Here is a 17,521-nt window from a genome sequence, read left to right on the forward strand (position 1 = left end):
GCTCGAATAGGACGATTTCTCGACCGACGAGCGGCCAGCGGGAGCAGACTCACCGCTAGTAGCGTCAGTTGCCGGTCGCCACTCGAAGTTCGGGAAAGTATCGACCGTGGAAATCAAACGGGGCTGCGTGTGGAAGCGATGCTCTGGCGCGCTCTTCGAACGTCTGGCCGTCGAGTACGAGCAACCGGGACTGGTCGTCGGCCGCGTTCAGCGCAACGACCAGCACCACGCCGTCATCCTCTGTGTCACCGTCTGGTGCGGGAACAAACACCGGCTCACCGAAGTAGTCCCCACCGTCGTCGAACGTCTCGACAGCACCAGTGTCAGTGTCGAGTTTCAGCACACGACGGGCCCACTCGGTAACAGGGGTGTCCATCCCCATCGCGTACACGTAGCGGTGCGGGCGACACCACCGCGACGGTGAGACAGTCGGAAGTGCGCTGCCGTCGGGGTACAACATCTCTCGCGCCACCGTCGCGTCGGCAGGGCCGTAGCGGGTCACGCCGCTCCCGGTACCGAGAGTGACAGTGAACCGCTCGATGCGGCCGACGATAGCTCCCATCTCGCCCGCACGAAGGTTATCCAGATACAAGGAGTCGATAGTCGTCGCGTCGGGTACTGTTTCGAGATCGAATACGAGTTCCCTGCCGCCGGCTCGCTCGAACGCGTTGACGTGGTGAAAGCCGAATACGGCGTCGGTGACCGGCTCAGCGACGACGGTTCCCGTAGTCCGGTCCATGACGATGATTCGAGTCCCGCGGTCGGGGTCCCACTCGAACTGCTCGATGAAGGGCGCCTGCCGGCCGGGCTTGAGAAACCGTCGCGGGTCGAGTCGGAGCGGGAACTCCGTCAAGACGACGTACCGGGGCGTAAGCGCGAAACTGTGCATGTACGCCGGCCGGTCGGTGTCGACGCTCCCGAGGTGTCGTCGGGTCCCGTCGGGCGACATTGCGGTGACGTGGTACTGGCTGGTCCGTCCGAACGCCGTTTCGACGTTGACAAGGACGCCGCTCGTCGGGTCGCGTTTAATATGGGCACAGGAGAGGTGGCCGGTCGGCACGTCGTCGGCGTGTTCGAGGTGACCTGTCGTTTCGAGCGTGTTCGGGTCGAAACGAACCTTCCGGGGCGATTCAGTCAGTGCGAGGTACTCGTCGCCGAACCGCTCGGCGATGATGTTCGTGTTATCGTAGGGGTCGGTCAGGAACGTAGCCAGCCGCGAGCGAAGCGTCGTCTCGCCCGTCGCAAAGCCGCCCTCGAAGTTGCCACTCGTCGCCGCCCTGTACGCGTCCGTCCGGAGGAAGCGGTTCCGATAGTGTACCGCGTCAGTGTCGGGGTCAAAGGTAAACCGGTAAAGCATCGCGAACCCGTCGAACCAGTGGTCGACACTGCTACCGTTCGGGAGGGAGAACGCGCCGGGCCCGTTCCGGATGAGGCTGCCGCGGAGCCAGTCCGGGAGGTCACCGGTCACGGAGATGGATGCCGCCGTCTCATCATACAGGGAGTGGAACCCGGGGTGAGAAGCCATACCGGTACATTGGGTGGCAGCGGCTAAGGCCTGACGCCCCTGCTCAGGGGCATCACTCGCGGGTCGTGTACGCGTTCCCGCTGACGACGACGCAATCGTCCCGTGGCCCGTACGGTCGGTACGATGGCGAGTCCGTCCGGCGACGACGGAGCGACCGGAGCACGTCGGCTTTCACCCACGCGAAGCCGACCACGATTACGGCGAAGCCAGCGATGGTCACCGGGCCGAGTGTCTCACCGAGCAGGAGCCAGCCGCTGATGGCCGTCACTGCCGGAACCACGTAGGACACCAGGCTGGTTTCAGCGGCCCCGACTGTGCTGATCAGGCGGAAGTAGAGGAGGAACCCGATTGCGCTGGCCACGATGCCGAGATACGCGATTGCGGCTATCTGTTCGAGCCCGACCGTGACGGTTCCCAGCTGCTCCGATGGCAGCCCCGCGCTGACAGCGTGCAGGATGCCCGCCCCGAGCAGCGTCATCCAGGCCTGCAGGCTCACGAGCGGGAGCGAACTGGTGTAGCGCTCGGTCAGGACTGCGCCGACGGCGAAGGCGACAGCCGAACTGATGAGCAGGGCGACACCGAGCAGCCGACCGCCGACCGCTCCCGGTGTGGGGTTCGCAATGATGACCACACCGATGAACCCACAGACGGTGCCGATGAGTTCGTGTGGTCGAGCCCTGTAGCTCGGTATCAACGTCGATGCGAACGCCGGCGTCACGACCGGCGTGAGACTGAGCAGGATTGCGCCGAAGGAACTCGGGACGTACTGCTGGCCGAGAAACAGAAGCGCGAAGTGTGCCCCGATGAGGACGGTGCCGCCGATGAAAATCAGCGACCAGTCATCGCGAGTCTGTGGACGAAGCGCCCGCCCTCGCCAGAGGGCATAGCCAAGCAGGACGACTGCAGCGATGTCGTGTCGGACAGCTGCCAGCAGCACCGGCGGGACGCTTTCGAGACCAGTCTTGATCGCCACAAAGGAGAGTCCCCAGATGAGTGCAAGCGCAGCAAACAGCAAGCCGATATATCGTGTCGAGTGTGTCATTCCAGTAGAGACCAATTGTATGTGCTGGAGGAGTATGAAGCTTCTATCGCCACTGTGACGCACACACACGGCCTCTACGGCCCGGCCTGCTGTTCAGAAATTCTCGAAAGCAGTGTGTATCCGCAGTGCTTTCGAAGCCAGTTGTACCGAGACGTATTGTTCTACTCTGGTCCGTAACACGGAGTTCTCATTCGGCCACCGAACAGTCTCTCGGTCCACTGTTAGTAATGTCAAAAACGAGGGTGATGCCCACGTCGGCAGTTCCGAGCGGATGCTCCGAGTCAGCATCCAGATGTATGGCCCGAGTCAGGTCGACACCGTGTCGAAATGCCAGCCCGGGTCGGTCCCGGTTTCGTCAATGTGCTCCGACCGGCACGCCGGACAGCAGTCAGGGACAGCAGTTTCAGACCGGGGAACGTACACCGCGCCGTCACATTCCACACAGGCGTCCGCGACGACTGTCACGCAGTCTGCACAGAGATTGAAGTCGTCGACTGTGAGGTCTCGCAGGGGTTCGAGTTGTTTGTCCAAGAGGTACTCGTCGATAGCCGCCTGACAGTTTTGGCACAGTTGCATAGCGATCCAATTTGATGCATGATACCGTGACACAAATAGTTGCTGCCCGGTTATCGATTGTGAATGTCCCGACGGGTAGCTGTTCGATTATGGAGTCGCCCAGAAGTGACAGATACCAATGCGGGCTACGGCGCACGGAACACGCGAATGGTGTCCCGAGACGTGGGTTCGCGGATTAGCTGCGCGAACCCAAGTTCCGAAAACACCTGCTTCCAGTTGCGGTGATACAGCGGGAACTCGTCGTCGACGTAACTCACCGCAGTGTCTCCGCGTCCACGCTCGGGGCTGTTCCCCTCGTTTTCGGCGATGATGAGGAGGTCACCGGCGATACGGGCAATCTCTTCGAACACCCATGCGTCATCGGGGTGGATGTGCTGGAGCGTTTCGACCGAGTAGACGACATCGAAGGCGTCGTCCTCGAACTCGGTGACGATGTCTTCAAGGGCACCGGTGTGGAACGTCCCCGAATCCGCGAGCCGAGGGTAGTGCTCAGCCATCACGTCGAAGGATTCGTCGTTGATGTCGATACCGGTGAGATTCCCGTATCCGTTGGTCTGCAGGTGCGCCAGGTGGCGACCCGAGCCACAGCCCAGTTCGATGGTTCGGGCGTCGTCGTGGATGTAGTGGTCAAGTACATTCACCAGCGTCTCACTCACCTCGTTCGGTCCGAGTTCAGCGTAGTACGCCGGCGAGAACTTCCCGGAACGGGAGGCCCAGTCGTTGCGAACGTCGTCCGGGTCCATACCTACCGTTCACCGTTGCGGAATAAATGTACCACGAAGTGCGTGCCGGACAGTCGATAGACGCAAGCAAGGACCACCTGTACTGTGCTACAGGTGACGCTCCAACGGACTGGGAGCAGGTGGAACTGCCGGTGACGGCCTATGACTCGTACTGGAGCAATCGGTCAGCCCGTGTTTCAAGCTCCGCCTCGTCAATCTCACCCGATGCGTACTGTTGTTTGAGCGTTTCCAGTGAATCCGGCTCGGCGGTCGCCTCCCCCTGAAGCTGTACGTACAGCAGAGCACCGACCGCGATAACAGCGATGATAAATGCTGCGAACAGCAGCCACCAACCGCCCGGGGTCATGCCCATACCCATTCCCCCACCGTGGGGCCCCATCGGTCCGTGCTGGAGTAGTGCAGTTGTTAGTGAAAGCATCTGGGACACCTCTGTTTGTAGCTACGAATCTTATGGCATAATTACGTGCGCTGTTTCCCATAGACTGAGAACACAGCGCGGGCGAAAAGCGGCGGCTTCTCCCCTGAGAGAGGAGTCTGTTCCCGGGAGTGTCCGTGACTCTCGACACCGGTTTCACCCGACGCGGAATTCACGGCCGTGCCAGTCATCGATTCGAAGTTCATACGGCGTCGTCGTGGCTGTATCGTCCCAGCTAACTGGGTTCGGGGCGAACTGTGTGTTGCTGGCCAGCGAGGCAAGGGCCGGCTCTACCTCGTCGTACGTCGCCTCCACCAGTTCACCCGTGACCACGACGCTCCGCCACACCGATTTAGGTTCGGTTTCCTCGTACACGGTGAACCCGACGGTGGCGTCTGCAGTCAGATACTGGTGTTTCTGGCTATCGTCACTCTCTGACAGGTGAAACGCCAGGCTATCCGTCGCTGGATCGTATCCGAACGCCACCGGGACCGGATACGGGGCCGCCCCGGTTGGACTGGACAGTGCCAGCACGCCGATTCCGTTGTCGGTGAGGACATCAACGACCGCGTCGTCACTTAGTTCTTGCATCCCGAATACAACGTTATCTAGCAACTACTTGGAAATTAGACCGCATTTTCACTCGGTGGGAACGTGAGAGTTACTTTTCAAATAATGGGTAACAGAACAGGTATGGGCACAGACTCGACGGGGGCGTTCGCCGAGTGGGACGAAGAACGGTACAGCACCAATATCGAGCGGTTCGACGAACAGCACAAGCGCCTGTTCGGGCTACTGAACGACCTCCACACTGCAATGAACGAAGGCCACTCGGAGGAGGAGGTCGGTGACATTCTCCGGGAACTGGAACGCTACACCGAGTACCATTTCGGTGACGAAGAGGAGTTCATGCAAAACTGTGGCTACGCCATGGACTGCAGCGACTGTTTCTACAACCACCGTGAAATGCACGAGGAGTTCGCCGACAAAGTGCGAGAACTCCGCGAGAAACACGAAAACGGGGAGTACGTCACGATGGAGGTCCTGACAGTCGCCCGAGACTGGCTGGATGCGCACATCGCCGCCGGCGACGAAGACCAGAACTACGCGGACTACTTCCAAAACGAGGTCAGCGATGACTACGAGTACGAACCCGGGCAGCTATATCAGGACCGCACGGCATCGGAAGACCCGGTCCCAGTTGACCGGCAGAGCGAAGCCGACGGGGTGCGCCTCGACAGCGACATCTACGACGGGGGCTCGCTTTCGGTCCCAGATGGGTCAGTAGCGGCCTGGTTCGAAGATGTTGTTTTGGAGCACGGGGATCGGACCGCGGCGCTCGTCCGAGATGACGGCGAGTTCGTTGAACGGAGTTTCGAGGAGCTGGCCGAGCAGGCGAAAGCAGTCGCTGGCGGACTCCTCTCGACGGAACTGCGTCCGGGGGACCGGCTGGCAATCAGAGCACAGTCCCAGTACGAGTGGTCCGTTCTGGACCTGGCCTCTCACTTCGCTGGACTGGTCCCGGTCGCGCTCTACCCGTCTGCGAGCGACGACCGGGCAGCCCAGATTATCGAACGGACTGGCGCAACCGGACTTGTGGCAGCGGGAGACGTGACCGAAGACCTCGCACTGGCCGTCGAAACCGTGCTTGCTTTCGAGGACCTCCCGACAGCTGAGGCGAGAGTGCTTCCCGGCCTACAGACGGACGGTGACGAGGTTGCGACAGTTGCGTTCGACGTGGCATCCCCTGCGGAGAAGGCCGGTTGCGCGCTGACACACCGAAATCTACTGGCGGCCGCAGAGAGCCTCCGAGAGGCGCTTCCCACAGGCCCCGGAGCGACCGGAACGTGTTCGCTCCCACTGGCACACATCTATCAACGCGTCGCGACGTACTACCTCTGGGCGACCGGGAGCGCCGTCGCCTACCTCGGGACCGATGAGTTCGTCGACCAGCTCGCGGCTGTTGCGCCAGATGTGCTCGTCGGTGTCCCGAAGATGTACCAGCAGCTCTACGGAACGATTCAGGACCGTCTCGGCGATATGGGCTGGATGAAACGGAAGGTCGGCGGTCGAGTAGCGTCCTACGGAGAAGGAGTCGTCGAAGGACAGGGGACGCCGCTGAAATACAGAGCCGCCAATCGCCTCGTCTACAAGCCGCTCCGACAAGACGCGGGGTTATCGAACCTCACTTACGCACTCTCCGGGACCGGCCGGCTGGACGACCATCTGCTGTACTTCTTCCGGGGGCTGGGGGTTCCGATATGCGAGCTCTACGGCTCCGTCGGCACAACCGGTGTGGGGGCACTGAACCCGGCAGACTCCTACGTCGAAGGGTCGATTGGGGACCCGATGCCGGGCGTTGAAATCGCCGTCTCCGAAAACAGAGAGCTACTGGTCCGCGGCCCGACCGTCCTCGGCGGCTTCCTCCACGACGACCAGACCGGCGCGCAGACGCTCCGAGACAACTGGTATCACACCGGCGAAGTCGGTGAAGTGGGACCGGACGGCACGCTTTCGCTCGGTGAGTGAGAGCGGCCGTGAAGCCCGTGGCAGTGCAGTCAAGCGGTGCCGCGGTCACACCGGGTCAGACGAGGCGAAACCCGAGCGCGACAAGCGGCACAAGGACGAGTAGGTATCCGGCCGCCGAGATCGCCCAGTCGCGTCGGATGTCTGCGATGCGGGCCGCCGGCAGCCGGGAGCGTGGGAGCACGACGAAGACGAAAAAGACGACCATCAGCGTGTAGAGGACAGCGGCAGCGAGGAGCGCTGCGACTATCGACGGCCCGCCCAGCAGCCCTTCACTGGTGAAAAGGACCCAGACGAACAGCGGGCCAGTGAGCCAGCCAGCAATATAGTGGACCACGCTCGCGAGCCGCTCAGGGGCGTTCTGCGGGGCGCTATCGGTCAATACACCGGAGGCAATGAACGGCGGCGTTTCGCCTTCCGGCAGTCTGGCCATCACTATGTCCATCACAACCGTCGCGACGACACCAGCAGCCACGCCGATACCAAACCGGAGTGACACCGTAAGCGCCGTGACAAGAGGTACCGACTCCATATACTATTGAGTGGACGGACCCGTATTCTGTCTGACGGTTCGGGCCGACAGCGGTACCGATTTATTGGGTGCAAAAGCCTCTAAGGCCGTCCGTCGTAGACTACGCATGCGCACACAGGATGCGGGACACCGGGCGGCGGCAGTCGCCGCCATCGCTGACCGCGAGTACCGGCGCGCTGGCGACGAATACACGCGGGCAGGCTGGCGTGTTCTTGCGGACCCGCGGGACGGTATCGAGCCGTTCGCGGCCGACGAGAAGGGGTGGGTCGGTGACGGGCTTCAGTACCTCGCGACGAGCGCGGTCTGTTACCGCGTCGCCGGACAGGATACGCGCGCCACACGTCGCGGCGTCGAGGGCGTCGCCGTGGCCAAGGATGTGACCAACGGGCTCGAACATCCGGTTCAGCACGCCTGTCTCAAGGAATTCGTCGCGGACTTCCGGGCGGTCGGGGGCCTCGACGGGGTCGAGACGGCATACCGCGAGGCTGAGGCGGCATACAACGACGCCGGAAGTGCTGTCGACAATCCGCAGGCGTGGGGGACGACGCCCCTGTTCGAGGCCGCTGCGACCCTCATCCAGCATGTCGCTCGTGGCCCGGCTAACGGCGAAATCGCTATTCCCTGGGAAGACCTCCACGGCGCGGACCCAGACGACGCCGGCAGCTTCCTCGCACAGCGAGCCATCGTCAAGCGCCAACGGTTCTCGACTCTCGTCGAGCAGGTGATCAACGACGGCTTCCTCGCCACTCCTCGTGGAACCACGGAGTACGACACTGACCACCACCGCTGTCCGCACTGTGACTCAACAGATGTGAACTGGGTCGCAGAGAGCGTCGTGTGCCTGCGGTGTTCCCGACCAACAGCCGAAACAAACTAAGACACATCGTCTTCCCCCCTGAGTATGACGAAACCTCGCAACGCCTCAGCTATAGCTTGATTTTTCAATAGCCGATGCTATCGTTATAATAGTGTCTACTGATTTGCCGCTTGTTCTGGCACTAGTCAGCCTATTCTGAACAGATTTGTATTTATCAGGCCAGCAAGAATTGACGGGTGGAAAAAAACACCTATACAAGGACGGCGTCAGTCACGTTGTCGGTTCGGACGACTCGGGCAGTGAAGCCGAATCCGCACGCGCTTCCATCAGCAATCGGCGATTAACAATGTGGTCGACGACAGTGGTGCTGTCGAGAATTTCTGTTTCACCGGCGTGGGTTTCTGGGTCACCGGCGTACCGCCGTATCTTGAACGAATCCATCGCGTTCCGGTTCTCCGAGACTGGTTCGATGACTTCGAGATACTCCCCGGTGGCGGAGTTGCGGTAGGTTTCGCCCGTGGCAAAGCCGACAACAGGGACATCTGTCGGCCATTCCCACGAAAACTGCCGAAGATACTGGTCGAACTGCCAGACGAGATGTGCCGGGTCGAGATCGTCGTCAAGCGCACCGACAGTGGCTGAATCAAGTGTCCGGTCCCAGTAGTCGACGACGCATTCCTTGAGGTCGTCTTGCAGACAGTCTTCGACCAGTTTCTGCTCGATCGGATAGCCAATTTCGATGGCAACAATGGCGTGTCTGTCAAGATGGGTGAGACAGCGCTGGCATTCGATCTCGAACACGGACAGGCCGAGCGGGCTATCAGCAGTCAAGTGCGCCAGTTCGTTCCCGCAACTGGGACACCAGAGAAACAAGACCCCGTTGTCCGCACCGGGGAGTTCGCCGAGCACGGTCAGATCATCGAAGGTAGTGTCGGGGTCGGTCATCAGGGCCTCGGATTGCGACTCCGGAACGGGCTCTGCGGCATCGTCCGCGTACTTGGCCAGCTTCCGGTCTTTCAGTAACGACTTGATAACCGAGTCATGCGAGGAATGCGACTCTGTATCACGTATTTTCTCTATCTGTTCTTTCGTCCAATCGCGTACGCGGATAGTTGCCATTTGTCACACATCCAGACCAGACTTCAAAAACGTTTTCCTTTTATAATGAAGATTAATTCTCCGCGCGGCCACCGGGAGGGTCGTTACTGACTGGTGGCAGTGATACGGCGCTTGATTTCGGCGTTCGAGACACGGATCTGATTGGCAGCGAGCCGATGAGTGACGAGGTCAAGGAGATCAAGCTCCGACAGTAACCTCCGTGCGTGCGTCTGGCTCAACTCAAGACGCTGGGTTACCTCGTCCAGCGAAGTGGCCTGTGTAACGGTCTGTGCGAGCTCAGCCACGGTGACGTCCCGAGAGATACCGAGTCCATCGGCGACGAGATTGTCGTCGCTGTCCTGCGAGTCCGCCTCAGCGAGCAACTCAGCGACAGATCTGGCTCCCAGTCCGTCCAGACTTTCTGCTTGACTGGTGTCGCTCGGCCTGTCGTCAGAAGGGTCTGAGCCACCAGACGGATCAGAATCGGTATCGGAATCATCTTGCACGTCTGCGAGGGTGAGTCCGCCTGCCTGTGGCGTCGTGTCAGTCGGGTCATGGATATCGTACTCTACCATGTACCGACGGACCGTTTCGGAGGTCACATCGGCGTCAAGCGCCTCGGTCATCTCCGGGAACGTATCGCAGGCGTCGTAGGCCGCCCGGAGTGCCTCGGGGTCTTTGTATGCTGGCACGGAATCCGACTGCGAGAGGGTGTCCGCCAGTTCGTTGGACGTGTCATTCTCCCCCTCTGATGGAACCGGTATGTCGGTTCCGACGGGGACGGTAACAGTCACGTCAATCTCAATCCGTTTATCAGTTACATCGAACTCCTCCGCGTCGACGGATACGTCATCGTGAATCGAGAGTCCACCGAATACCGGCGTTGCGAGCGTCAGGTCGGCGCTGATTTCATCGTTATCCGCGGTCGTCTGACCCTTCACTGAGACCGACTTGACCTCAGTGTCAGACGAGTCGAGGCATTCGAGTACCTGCGTGAAAGTCTCAAAGGCGTCACTAACTACCATATGCCACTCACGCACACAGCCCCACTATTACATATGGGAACCAGAAACATTTGCTACAATATACTGGGTAGACAAATTTGGCCCCTCATCTACGCTAGAGTGGAAATCCCGTGTGTACAGAATGTGCACATTGGCGGTGGAATCAGAATCCCAACCATTGATATACACCCTTAGGGTGTAAATATGTGCGCTGTCGGAGAGGGTCCTTCAGGAGGGATCAGCGGACTAAATTTACACACTTAGGGTGTTATTGAATTGGGTCAAATGACAACAGATGTGAACTACACCGGTCCGACAACGTGGTTATAACCGTTCCCAGAGTTCGGCACTCGCATCGCCGACGGCGGTCATGTCCGAATCGTCGACACCAGCGACGCCTGAGTTCTGGTCGTACACAGGTACCCCGTCGATAATCGTCCGGGTCACATCCCCACGGCTTGCGGCGCTGACAACGTAGTAGGGAGCACTTTCGTCCAACACAGGGTTCGGACCCAGATCCAGCGTGACGAAATCACCGCATTTGCCGACCTCGATACTGCCGACAGCGTCGTCCATCCCCAGCACCGCCGCACTGCCGATTGTCGCCCATTCGAGCGCGGTCGCCATGTCGAAGCCGCTCGGGTTGCGCTGCTTGAGTTTGTGTATGCCGACGGCCGAACGCATGGTCTCGAACATATCCGGATCCCACCCGTCGTCACCGAGTCCGATTGTCAGCTCGTGGGCTTGCATCGTTTCGACATCGGCGATACCGACAGCGTTGTTGATGTTAGAATAGGGGTTGTGAGCGACGCTCACGTCGTTTTCTGCGAGGATTTCGATTTCGGACTCGGTAGAATGGACGCAGTGGGCGGCGATGACTTCGGCGTCAAAAAAGCCCATGTCTTCTAACGCTGGTACCGGTCGTTTGCCGTAGTCGGCAATAGATTCGTGAACGTCGACCAGCCCCTCTTCGAGATGTATCTGGATAGGGCGGTCGTCGTCGGTGGCCCTGTCGACACACTCTCTCACGATGTCTTCGGTGTTGGTGAACAGCGTGTGGAGGCAGTAGTGGCCAGACACGGAGTCGTACCGGTCTTCCGCTTCGTCGATGAATCGCGTATTCTCCGCGATTCCGTCTCTGGCCTGGGCCTCGGAGTTACGGGCTGTCGTCTCGAAGGAAATCATCCCGCGGATCGGCGTCTGTGACACCCCCTCGGCAACGGCATCGAGACCGCCCGGCAGCGTGTTCGGCCCAGAGTAGTTGTCACAGAAGGTAGTGACGCCGCTCTGAAGCATTTCGGCGCAGGAACCCAGTGCGGACAGGCGAGCGCCACGTTCGGTAAACGCCTCGTCGACGTTCCACCAGATGTCGACAAGCGCTTCGTAAAAGCTCTCAGGTGACGCAGCGAGGGGCGCGCCGCGAATCGGGAGCGCGTACATATGAGTATGGCAGTTCACCAGTCCCGGGATGACGACTTCGTCAGTGGCGTCGATCACGTCGGCCCCCGACGCGTAGCCGTCCTCGATAGCGACGATGTCACCGTCCTCGACAACGACGTGTGCCTCCGACCGGACCGTGCGCGCATCGTCCATGGTGATGAGCGTCCCTGCGTTCAGTATCACAGGTTGGCGGTAACCGTCAATCGACTAAAAGCTACTCCGCCCCAGAACAGCCTTAGCAGCCACCGTAGCACAACAAGCGTGTGCGACGGATGTGGCGTCTCACACACCAACTGTTTTCGTCATTCGCCCGGGCTGTTACAGCATGACAGACATTCACATCAAAGATGCACAGGTGGTAACGGCGTCGGGCGTCCGGAGCGGTGAAATCACGATATCCGACGGGACGATAGACGCTGCCGGTCCCGTGTCGTCGGTCCCAGCCCCCAGTGACCCGGATGCTGTCATCGACGCTGACGGCATGGTCGCGCTTCCGGGCGCTATCGACGTACACACGCATATGCACGACGACGAGCTGTTTCCGGACGGGATCGACTTCGCGTCACAGACCGCGAGTGCGGTCGCCGGTGGAGTGACGACGGTCATCGAGTTACCGACACAGACCCCGATCACAACCCCAGATGCACTGCAGGAGAAAGCAGAGACGTGCTCCGCGCTGGCCCACGTCGATTTCGGCCTCGTTGCGGGCAACGTGCAAGACCCTGAAATCGACGTGACCGGCATCATGGACGCCGGAACAGCAGATTTCAAGACATTTACCGCTGACCCGTATCTGGCTGACGACGAAACCATCGCCCGGCTCATGCGGCGTGTCGGCGATGCCGGGGGAACAGTTCGTGTTCACTGCGAGACGCAAGGACTGCTCGACGACGCACGGTCGACTATCGACGGCGACGAACCCGACGTGTACATGGACTCACGATCGCTGGAGGCCGAACTTGACGCCATCTCTCGGGCGGGCTATTTCGCAGAATACGCCGACTGTCCGCTACACGTCGTCCACATCTCAAGTGGGAGCGGTGCGCGCGAAGCCGGGCGCTTCAAATCACGAGCCAACGTTCCAGTTACGCTCGAAACCTGTCCACAGTATCTAGCCTTCTCGAAAGATGACGTTGCCGACAGGGGACCGTTCCTGAAGGTCAATCCCAGCCTCAAATCCGACACCCAGCGGGAGCGGCTCTGGGATGCAGTACAGGACGGGACAATCGACATCATCGGCACGGATCACTTCCCGACCTACCGCGAGACGCGCGAAGCCGGCTGGGAGGATATCTGGGAGCCCTACGCCGGGCTCCCGGGCGTCGAGACGATGGTCGAGTTCCTCGTCAGCGGCGGCGTCCACGAAGGCCGGATATCTTGGCCGCGGCTCCGCGAACTCGTGTGTGCGGCACCGGCCCGGAGCGCTGGGATCTATCCGAAAAAAGGCTCGCTACAGGCCGGAACAGATGCGGACGTGGTACTCATTCGGACTGAAGAGTACGAGGTCACTGCCGACGACCAAACGTTCGTCGGAGACTGGACGCCATACGAAGGACAGCACTGGAACGCGCGTGTGGACACAGTCATTGCCGGCGGTGAGGTTGTCGCAACGGATCACAAGGTCCACTCAACGGCGGGTCGTGGGCAGTTCCTGGACCGCCCGCTGTAACAGTGGTATCATCGTCTGATATGACAAGCGAGTCACGCATTGATGTGTGGTGTGTGAGCTATGTGTGATGGTGTGCCAGTCACGACAGAGGCGATTCGCCTCACAATCGAGTTGGAGCCACAGTACGGTTTTATGCCCGGTTGTACTCAGGATGTGGTATGGGCATGACGCAAGTCACAACCCTCGAGTGTACACTCTGTGGGGCGGAGTACGACCCGAACCAGATCATCTACACCTGTCCCGAACACGAGGGCGTGAAGGGGATACTTGAAGTAACGTACGACTACGATGCGATTGACGACGCGTTCGACGGTGACCTCGGCGGACCGATACCGAGCCAGTGGAAATACGAGGCCTTCCTGCCAGTCGCAGCGGACGCCGATATCGTGACGCTCAACGAGGGCGGGACAGACCTCTTCGACGCGCCGAACCTCAGCGACGCGCTAGGCGTCGAGACGCTTGTCAAAGACGACGGGCGGAATCCAACCGGCTGCTTCAAGGACCGTGCCAGCGCTATCGCTGTCACGAAAGCCAAACACGCCGGTCGGGACATCATCACCTGTGCCTCGACGGGGAACGCCGCCGCGTCGCTGTCGGGCTATGCCGCCCGCGGGGGGATGGACTGCCGTATTTTCGTTCCCGGTGACGCTCCGACAGGAAAGCTCGCACAGCCGCTCGTCTACGGTGCGGACGTACTCGCTGTCAACGGCAGCTACGACGAAGCCTACGACCTCAGCGTCGAGGTCACCGAGAAGTACGGCTGGTACAACCGCAATGCGGCGATCAATCCGTTTCAGGTCGAGGGCAAGCGCACCGTCGGCCACGAACTCGCCGACCAGTCCGTCGCTCGCGGGCACGTCCCGGACTGGGTCGTGTTCTCGATGGGAGACGGCTGCACGATAGCCGGAGCCTGGAAGGGGTTCAAGGAGTTCTACGACCTCGGCTACGTCGACGACCATCCGAAGATGCTTGGCGTCCAGGCTGAGGGGGCGTCAGCCATCCACGACGCCTTCCACGATCACGGGGACATCGACGAAATCGCCGAAACGCTGGCCGATTCAATCGCGGTCGGACGGCCGCGGAACACCATCAAAGCCTGCCGCGCGCTGGAACAGAGCGGCGGAACGAGCGTGCTGGTCTCCGATGAGGAGATTCTAGAGGCCGAAACGTTACTTGGCAGCACCGAAGGGATCTATTCCGAGCCGGCGGGAGCAGCGCCAATTGCCGGCGTCCAGACGGCACTCGACCGGGGTATCATCGAACAGGATGAAACCGTCGTCGTAGTGTCCACTGGTTTCGGCCTGAAGGACACGAAAAGCGCCGAGAAGGCGACCGGTGGAGTAGACCGAATCGACCCCGAAATCGCGGAAGTCGAAGGCCTGTACGGCACGGCCGAGGAAGCCGCGGCCGACGACTGACGCTATCGACGGTTGCCCCAACACTGACCAGCACGCTGTCGTTTTACAATCAGACTCGACACACTGGCAAGCCAAGCAGTTGCAGTTCGAAACTGAAGCAGGTCGCATATGCGACAAATATCACCTATTCGCGAGACATCCGAATAGGTATCCCGGGTAAAGTTAAACACATATATTGGTATAAGGATTCTAGTAGGTGGATTGAAAAGACAGGCAGCTGGATGGCGTCCTATGAGCGGTCCGGAGGGAGAACGGCAGTCAGTCGTACTGTACGATATCGAGGATAAACCGCCGTTAGGGAAGGCAATCCCGCTCGGCATCCAGCACGTGCTTGCGATGTTTCTGGGCAACGTCGCGCCCCCGCTCATCCTCGCCGGGGCCGTCGGCTCCGTTACAGGGGAGACGACGTTTCTCGTCCAGATGGCGCTCATCGTCGCCGGCATCGCAACTATTGTTCAGGCGTACCCGGTCGGCCCCGTCGGCGCGCGGCTTCCGGTGGTCATGGGAACCAGTTTCGCGTTTCTCGGCCCGCTCATCGGCATTGGGAACCAGTTCGGTCTCGCCGCCGTCTTCGGCGCGTCGCTGCTTGCTGCGCCGGTCGAAATCATCATGGGCGTTTCGTTCGACCGGTTCAGGCGGTTTTTCCCGCCGCTGGTCACCGGCATCGTCGTGATGCTCATTGGACTGACGCTTATCCCCACGGGAATGAACTACGCCGCGGGCGCGTCGGCCGGCCCGTCAGCTGAGGGATACGGTTCCTTCGTGAACCTCGGCCTGGCGGGGAACCTCGGCCTGGCGGGGCTCGTTCTGATTGTCACGGTCGGGCTAAACCAGTTCTTCGAGGGGTTTCTCCGCGTCATCAGCGTGTTCGTGGGCATCATCGTTGGGTACGCTGTTGCGCTCGCGCTGGGCGTGGTCGACCTCTCGGCCGTCGCCGCCGCCGGGTGGGTGACGGTCCCGGTCCCGCTCAAGTACGGACTCGCCTTCAAGCCAAGCGCCGTCGTCACCGTGGCGTTCCTCTACATCATCACCGGCATGGAGACAATCGGCGACATCTCGGGGACGGTGTCGGCTACCGGGCGGGACGCCACCCGTGAGGAAATCCGGGGCGGCCTCGTCGCCGACGGCGTGATGAGCGTTTTCGGCGCAGTGTTCAACGCACTCCCGAACACGTCGTTCTCGCAGAACGTCGGCCTGGTGAATTTCACCGGCGTCGCAAGCCGCTACGTCGCCGGCATCGGGGGCGTTGTGCTCCTGGCACTCGGGTTTGTCCCGAAGGTCGGCGCGGTCGTTTCGGCGATGCCTGACGCAGTGCTGGGCGGCGGCGCACTTATTCTGTTTGCGATGATATTCTCCTCGGGAGCGCGCCTCATCACCCAAAATGTCGAACTCGACCATCGTAACTCGACTATCCTCGCAATGTCGATGGCGCTGGGCCTTGGGGTCGCGTTCCGCCCCGAAATCCTCCAGAACTTCCCGTCGGAGGTCCAGACGCTGTTCGGGTCCGCGCTCGTCACCGGCGGGATGGCTGCCCTCGTTCTCAACATCGTGTTCCCGGGTGGGAGCGTCGGGACGGGGCCGACCGAGTACACCGCCGGGCTGGAGCCGAGTCAGGCTGACCCGGGGACCGGCGCGCCGCCGGTCGACGACTGAGCCTACAGGTAGCCGTCGGCGAACTCGTCTATCAGCAGCCGCCGGTCGTCGCCAAGCGGGTAGAGAATCGGACACTGACAGCCGGTCTCGGCGTACTCGCGGACCTTCTCGCGGCACTGTTCGGGCGTCCCGCTGGCGGTGAGCTTGTGGACCACGTCGTCCGGGATGAGGTGCATCCCCTCCTGGATGTCTTCGTGGTCGGCCGGCCACCCGCCGATGGTCTCGCCCACCTCGTCGATGAGGTCCTGGCTGACGCCGCTCGCTTTCATGATGTGGGGCTGTTGCCCGAGGTACTGCGTGATGAGTTCGCGGGCGTTGTCCAGGGCCGTCTCCTCGTCGTGGTCCATCGAGCAGACGACCAGCTGTGGCCGGTCGATGTCCTCCAGCGTCCGGCCGCCGCGCTCGGCACCGGTCTCTAGGGCGTCGAGGGCCTTCTCGTTGTACTCGGGGCTGACGAGGTAGTTCAACAGCGCGCCGTCAGCGAAGTGACCGGTGAGTTCCAGCATCTTGAACCCGGTCCCGCCGACGTAGACGGGCACGGTGCGTGGCCCGTCGTCGCCGTGAACGACGTCCAGTTCCACGTCGCGCATCTGGACGAACTCGCCGTCGTAGGTGACGTTCTCCATGTCGAGCAGGTCCTGGGTCACCTCGACGCATTCCCGCATCGCCCGCAGTGCGCCGCTGCGGTCGATGCCGACCTTCTCGGCCAGCGGATCCCACCAGGCCCCGATACCGCACATGATGCGGTCCGGGCCGGCGAGTTCCTCCAGCGTGCTCATCGACTGCGCTATCAGCGCCGTGTTGCGCGTCCAGTTGTTGATGACACCGGTCCCGAGTTTGATGTCGTCGGTGACCGCAGCGTACGCCCCGAGTGGGGACACGGCGTCGCGTGCGAGTCGCGATTCTGCTTGCCAGATCTCGTCGATGCCCTGCTCTTCTGCGTACTGCACGAGTTCCACGTTCTCTTCTAGCGAGTGTTTGTCCTGTAAGTAGAGACCGACACGGTCGCCTCTCTCGAAGACCTGATTGGCGCTCATGAGACATGCTGAATTCTCCGAATATG

General features: G+C 61.0%; 16 protein-coding genes. 5 read left to right on the plus strand and 11 right to left on the minus strand.

Annotation, left to right across the window (positions count from 1 at the left end; genetic code table 11):
- Positions 1-64 precede the first annotated feature (64 nt).
- The 6 genes from D3D01_RS13570 to D3D01_RS13595 all read right to left on the minus strand — a co-directional run bounded on the left by D3D01_RS13570 (position 65) and on the right by D3D01_RS13595 (position 4,892).
- Entirely contained in the window at positions 65-1,525 is a 1,461-nt protein-coding gene (locus D3D01_RS13570; protein ID WP_121512540.1) for a carotenoid oxygenase family protein, read from the minus strand.
- Positions 1,526-1,577: 52 nt separating this feature from the next.
- Positions 1,578-2,567 (minus strand): DMT family transporter, encoded by a 990-nt coding sequence (locus tag D3D01_RS13575; protein ID WP_121512541.1) that lies wholly within the window; start codon positions 2,565-2,567, stop codon positions 1,578-1,580.
- Positions 2,568-2,873: 306 nt separating this feature from the next.
- Positions 2,874-3,143, minus strand: coding sequence for a hypothetical protein (locus tag D3D01_RS13580; RefSeq protein ID WP_004965433.1), 270 nt, complete (start codon positions 3,141-3,143; stop codon positions 2,874-2,876).
- A gap of 125 nt (positions 3,144-3,268) precedes the next feature.
- Complete coding sequence (locus tag D3D01_RS13585) at positions 3,269-3,886, minus strand: class I SAM-dependent methyltransferase (protein WP_121512542.1); 618 nt, start codon at positions 3,884-3,886, stop codon at positions 3,269-3,271.
- A gap of 139 nt (positions 3,887-4,025) precedes the next feature.
- Positions 4,026-4,238 (minus strand): SHOCT domain-containing protein, encoded by a 213-nt coding sequence (locus D3D01_RS13590; protein ID WP_121512660.1) that lies wholly within the window; start codon positions 4,236-4,238, stop codon positions 4,026-4,028.
- 219 nt (positions 4,239-4,457) lie between these two features.
- A complete protein-coding gene (locus D3D01_RS13595; protein ID WP_121512543.1) occupies positions 4,458-4,892 on the minus strand; it encodes a pyridoxamine 5'-phosphate oxidase family protein in 435 nt (144 codons plus the stop codon).
- 102 nt (positions 4,893-4,994) lie between these two features.
- Between D3D01_RS13595 and D3D01_RS13600 the strand changes: the two genes are divergently transcribed.
- Positions 4,995-6,830, plus strand: coding sequence for a bacteriohemerythrin (locus D3D01_RS13600; RefSeq protein ID WP_121512544.1), 1,836 nt, complete (start codon positions 4,995-4,997; stop codon positions 6,828-6,830).
- A gap of 55 nt (positions 6,831-6,885) precedes the next feature.
- Here the strand turns inward: D3D01_RS13600 and D3D01_RS13605 are convergent, their stop codons facing one another.
- Positions 6,886-7,359 (minus strand): hypothetical protein, encoded by a 474-nt coding sequence (locus D3D01_RS13605; RefSeq protein WP_121512545.1) that lies wholly within the window; start codon positions 7,357-7,359, stop codon positions 6,886-6,888.
- A gap of 106 nt (positions 7,360-7,465) precedes the next feature.
- On the opposite strand from D3D01_RS13605, the gene D3D01_RS13610 reads away from it, so the two are divergent.
- Complete coding sequence (locus D3D01_RS13610; protein ID WP_101351710.1) at positions 7,466-8,236, plus strand: hypothetical protein; 771 nt, start codon at positions 7,466-7,468, stop codon at positions 8,234-8,236.
- A 210-nt stretch (positions 8,237-8,446) separates the two neighbouring features.
- On the opposite strand, the gene D3D01_RS13615 is transcribed toward D3D01_RS13610, so the two are convergent.
- From D3D01_RS13615 to D3D01_RS13625, 3 genes are all read right to left on the minus strand, one after another.
- Entirely contained in the window at positions 8,447-9,295 is an 849-nt protein-coding gene (locus D3D01_RS13615) for a hypothetical protein (RefSeq protein WP_121512546.1), read from the minus strand.
- 83 nt (positions 9,296-9,378) lie between these two features.
- Complete coding sequence (locus tag D3D01_RS13620) at positions 9,379-10,299, minus strand: hypothetical protein (RefSeq protein ID WP_121512547.1); 921 nt, start codon at positions 10,297-10,299, stop codon at positions 9,379-9,381.
- Between the two features lie 303 nt (positions 10,300-10,602).
- Positions 10,603-11,901 (minus strand): amidohydrolase family protein, encoded by a 1,299-nt coding sequence (locus D3D01_RS13625; RefSeq protein ID WP_121512548.1) that lies wholly within the window; start codon positions 11,899-11,901, stop codon positions 10,603-10,605.
- A 142-nt stretch (positions 11,902-12,043) separates the two neighbouring features.
- Between D3D01_RS13625 and D3D01_RS13630 the strand changes: the two genes are divergently transcribed.
- The 3 genes from D3D01_RS13630 to D3D01_RS13640 all read left to right on the plus strand — a co-directional run bounded on the left by D3D01_RS13630 (position 12,044) and on the right by D3D01_RS13640 (position 16,458).
- The gene (locus D3D01_RS13630) at positions 12,044-13,387 is read left to right on the plus strand and encodes a dihydroorotase family protein (protein ID WP_121512549.1); all 1,344 of its coding nucleotides are present in this window, start codon (positions 12,044-12,046) and stop codon (positions 13,385-13,387) included.
- A 158-nt stretch (positions 13,388-13,545) separates the two neighbouring features.
- Positions 13,546-14,805, plus strand: a complete 1,260-nt coding sequence (thrC, locus tag D3D01_RS13635; RefSeq protein WP_121512550.1) for a threonine synthase — start codon at positions 13,546-13,548, stop codon at positions 14,803-14,805.
- Positions 14,806-15,036: 231 nt separating this feature from the next.
- Positions 15,037-16,458: a uracil-xanthine permease family protein gene (locus tag D3D01_RS13640; RefSeq protein ID WP_121512551.1), complete on the plus strand. Its 1,422-nt coding sequence runs from the start codon at positions 15,037-15,039 to the stop codon at positions 16,456-16,458.
- 2 nt (positions 16,459-16,460) lie between these two features.
- On the opposite strand, the gene D3D01_RS13645 is transcribed toward D3D01_RS13640, so the two are convergent.
- On the minus strand, positions 16,461-17,495 hold the full coding sequence (locus tag D3D01_RS13645) for an LLM class flavin-dependent oxidoreductase (protein ID WP_101351703.1): 1,035 nt from the start codon (positions 17,493-17,495) through the stop codon (positions 16,461-16,463).
- Between the last annotated feature and the right edge of the window lie 26 nt (positions 17,496-17,521).

Origin of the sequence: Haloarcula sp. Atlit-7R, assembly GCF_003666065.1 — an archaeon.
Taxonomy (GTDB): domain Archaea; phylum Halobacteriota; class Halobacteria; order Halobacteriales; family Haloarculaceae; genus Haloarcula; species Haloarcula taiwanensis.

What these genes read in the sequence shown, in the direction of transcription:
- thrC (WP_121512550.1), top strand. Translation starts at nt 13,546, where the DNA reads ATGGGCATGACGCAAGTCACAACCCTCGAGTGTACACTCTGTGGGGCG.
- D3D01_RS13630 (WP_121512549.1), top strand. Translation starts at nt 12,044, where the DNA reads ATGACAGACATTCACATCAAAGATGCACAGGTGGTAACGGCGTCGGGC.
- D3D01_RS13610 (WP_101351710.1), top strand. Translation starts at nt 7,466, where the DNA reads ATGCGCACACAGGATGCGGGACACCGGGCGGCGGCAGTCGCCGCCATC.
- D3D01_RS13640 (WP_121512551.1), top strand. Translation starts at nt 15,037, where the DNA reads ATGAGCGGTCCGGAGGGAGAACGGCAGTCAGTCGTACTGTACGATATC.
- D3D01_RS13570 (WP_121512540.1), bottom strand. Translation starts at nt 1,525, where the DNA reads ATGGCTTCTCACCCCGGGTTCCACTCCCTGTATGATGAGACGGCGGCA.
- D3D01_RS13605 (WP_121512545.1), bottom strand. Translation starts at nt 7,359, where the DNA reads ATGGAGTCGGTACCTCTTGTCACGGCGCTTACGGTGTCACTCCGGTTT.
- D3D01_RS13575 (WP_121512541.1), bottom strand. Translation starts at nt 2,567, where the DNA reads ATGACACACTCGACACGATATATCGGCTTGCTGTTTGCTGCGCTTGCA.
- D3D01_RS13595 (WP_121512543.1), bottom strand. Translation starts at nt 4,892, where the DNA reads ATGCAAGAACTAAGTGACGACGCGGTCGTTGATGTCCTCACCGACAAC.
- D3D01_RS13580 (WP_004965433.1), bottom strand. Translation starts at nt 3,143, where the DNA reads ATGCAACTGTGCCAAAACTGTCAGGCGGCTATCGACGAGTACCTCTTG.
- D3D01_RS13615 (WP_121512546.1), bottom strand. Translation starts at nt 9,295, where the DNA reads ATGGCAACTATCCGCGTACGCGATTGGACGAAAGAACAGATAGAGAAA.
- D3D01_RS13585 (WP_121512542.1), bottom strand. Translation starts at nt 3,886, where the DNA reads ATGGACCCGGACGACGTTCGCAACGACTGGGCCTCCCGTTCCGGGAAG.
- D3D01_RS13620 (WP_121512547.1), bottom strand. Translation starts at nt 10,299, where the DNA reads ATGGTAGTTAGTGACGCCTTTGAGACTTTCACGCAGGTACTCGAATGC.
- D3D01_RS13590 (WP_121512660.1), bottom strand. Translation starts at nt 4,238, where the DNA reads ATGGGCATGACCCCGGGCGGTTGGTGGCTGCTGTTCGCAGCATTTATC.
- D3D01_RS13600 (WP_121512544.1), top strand. Translation starts at nt 4,995, where the DNA reads ATGGGCACAGACTCGACGGGGGCGTTCGCCGAGTGGGACGAAGAACGG.
- D3D01_RS13645 (WP_101351703.1), bottom strand. Translation starts at nt 17,495, where the DNA reads ATGAGCGCCAATCAGGTCTTCGAGAGAGGCGACCGTGTCGGTCTCTAC.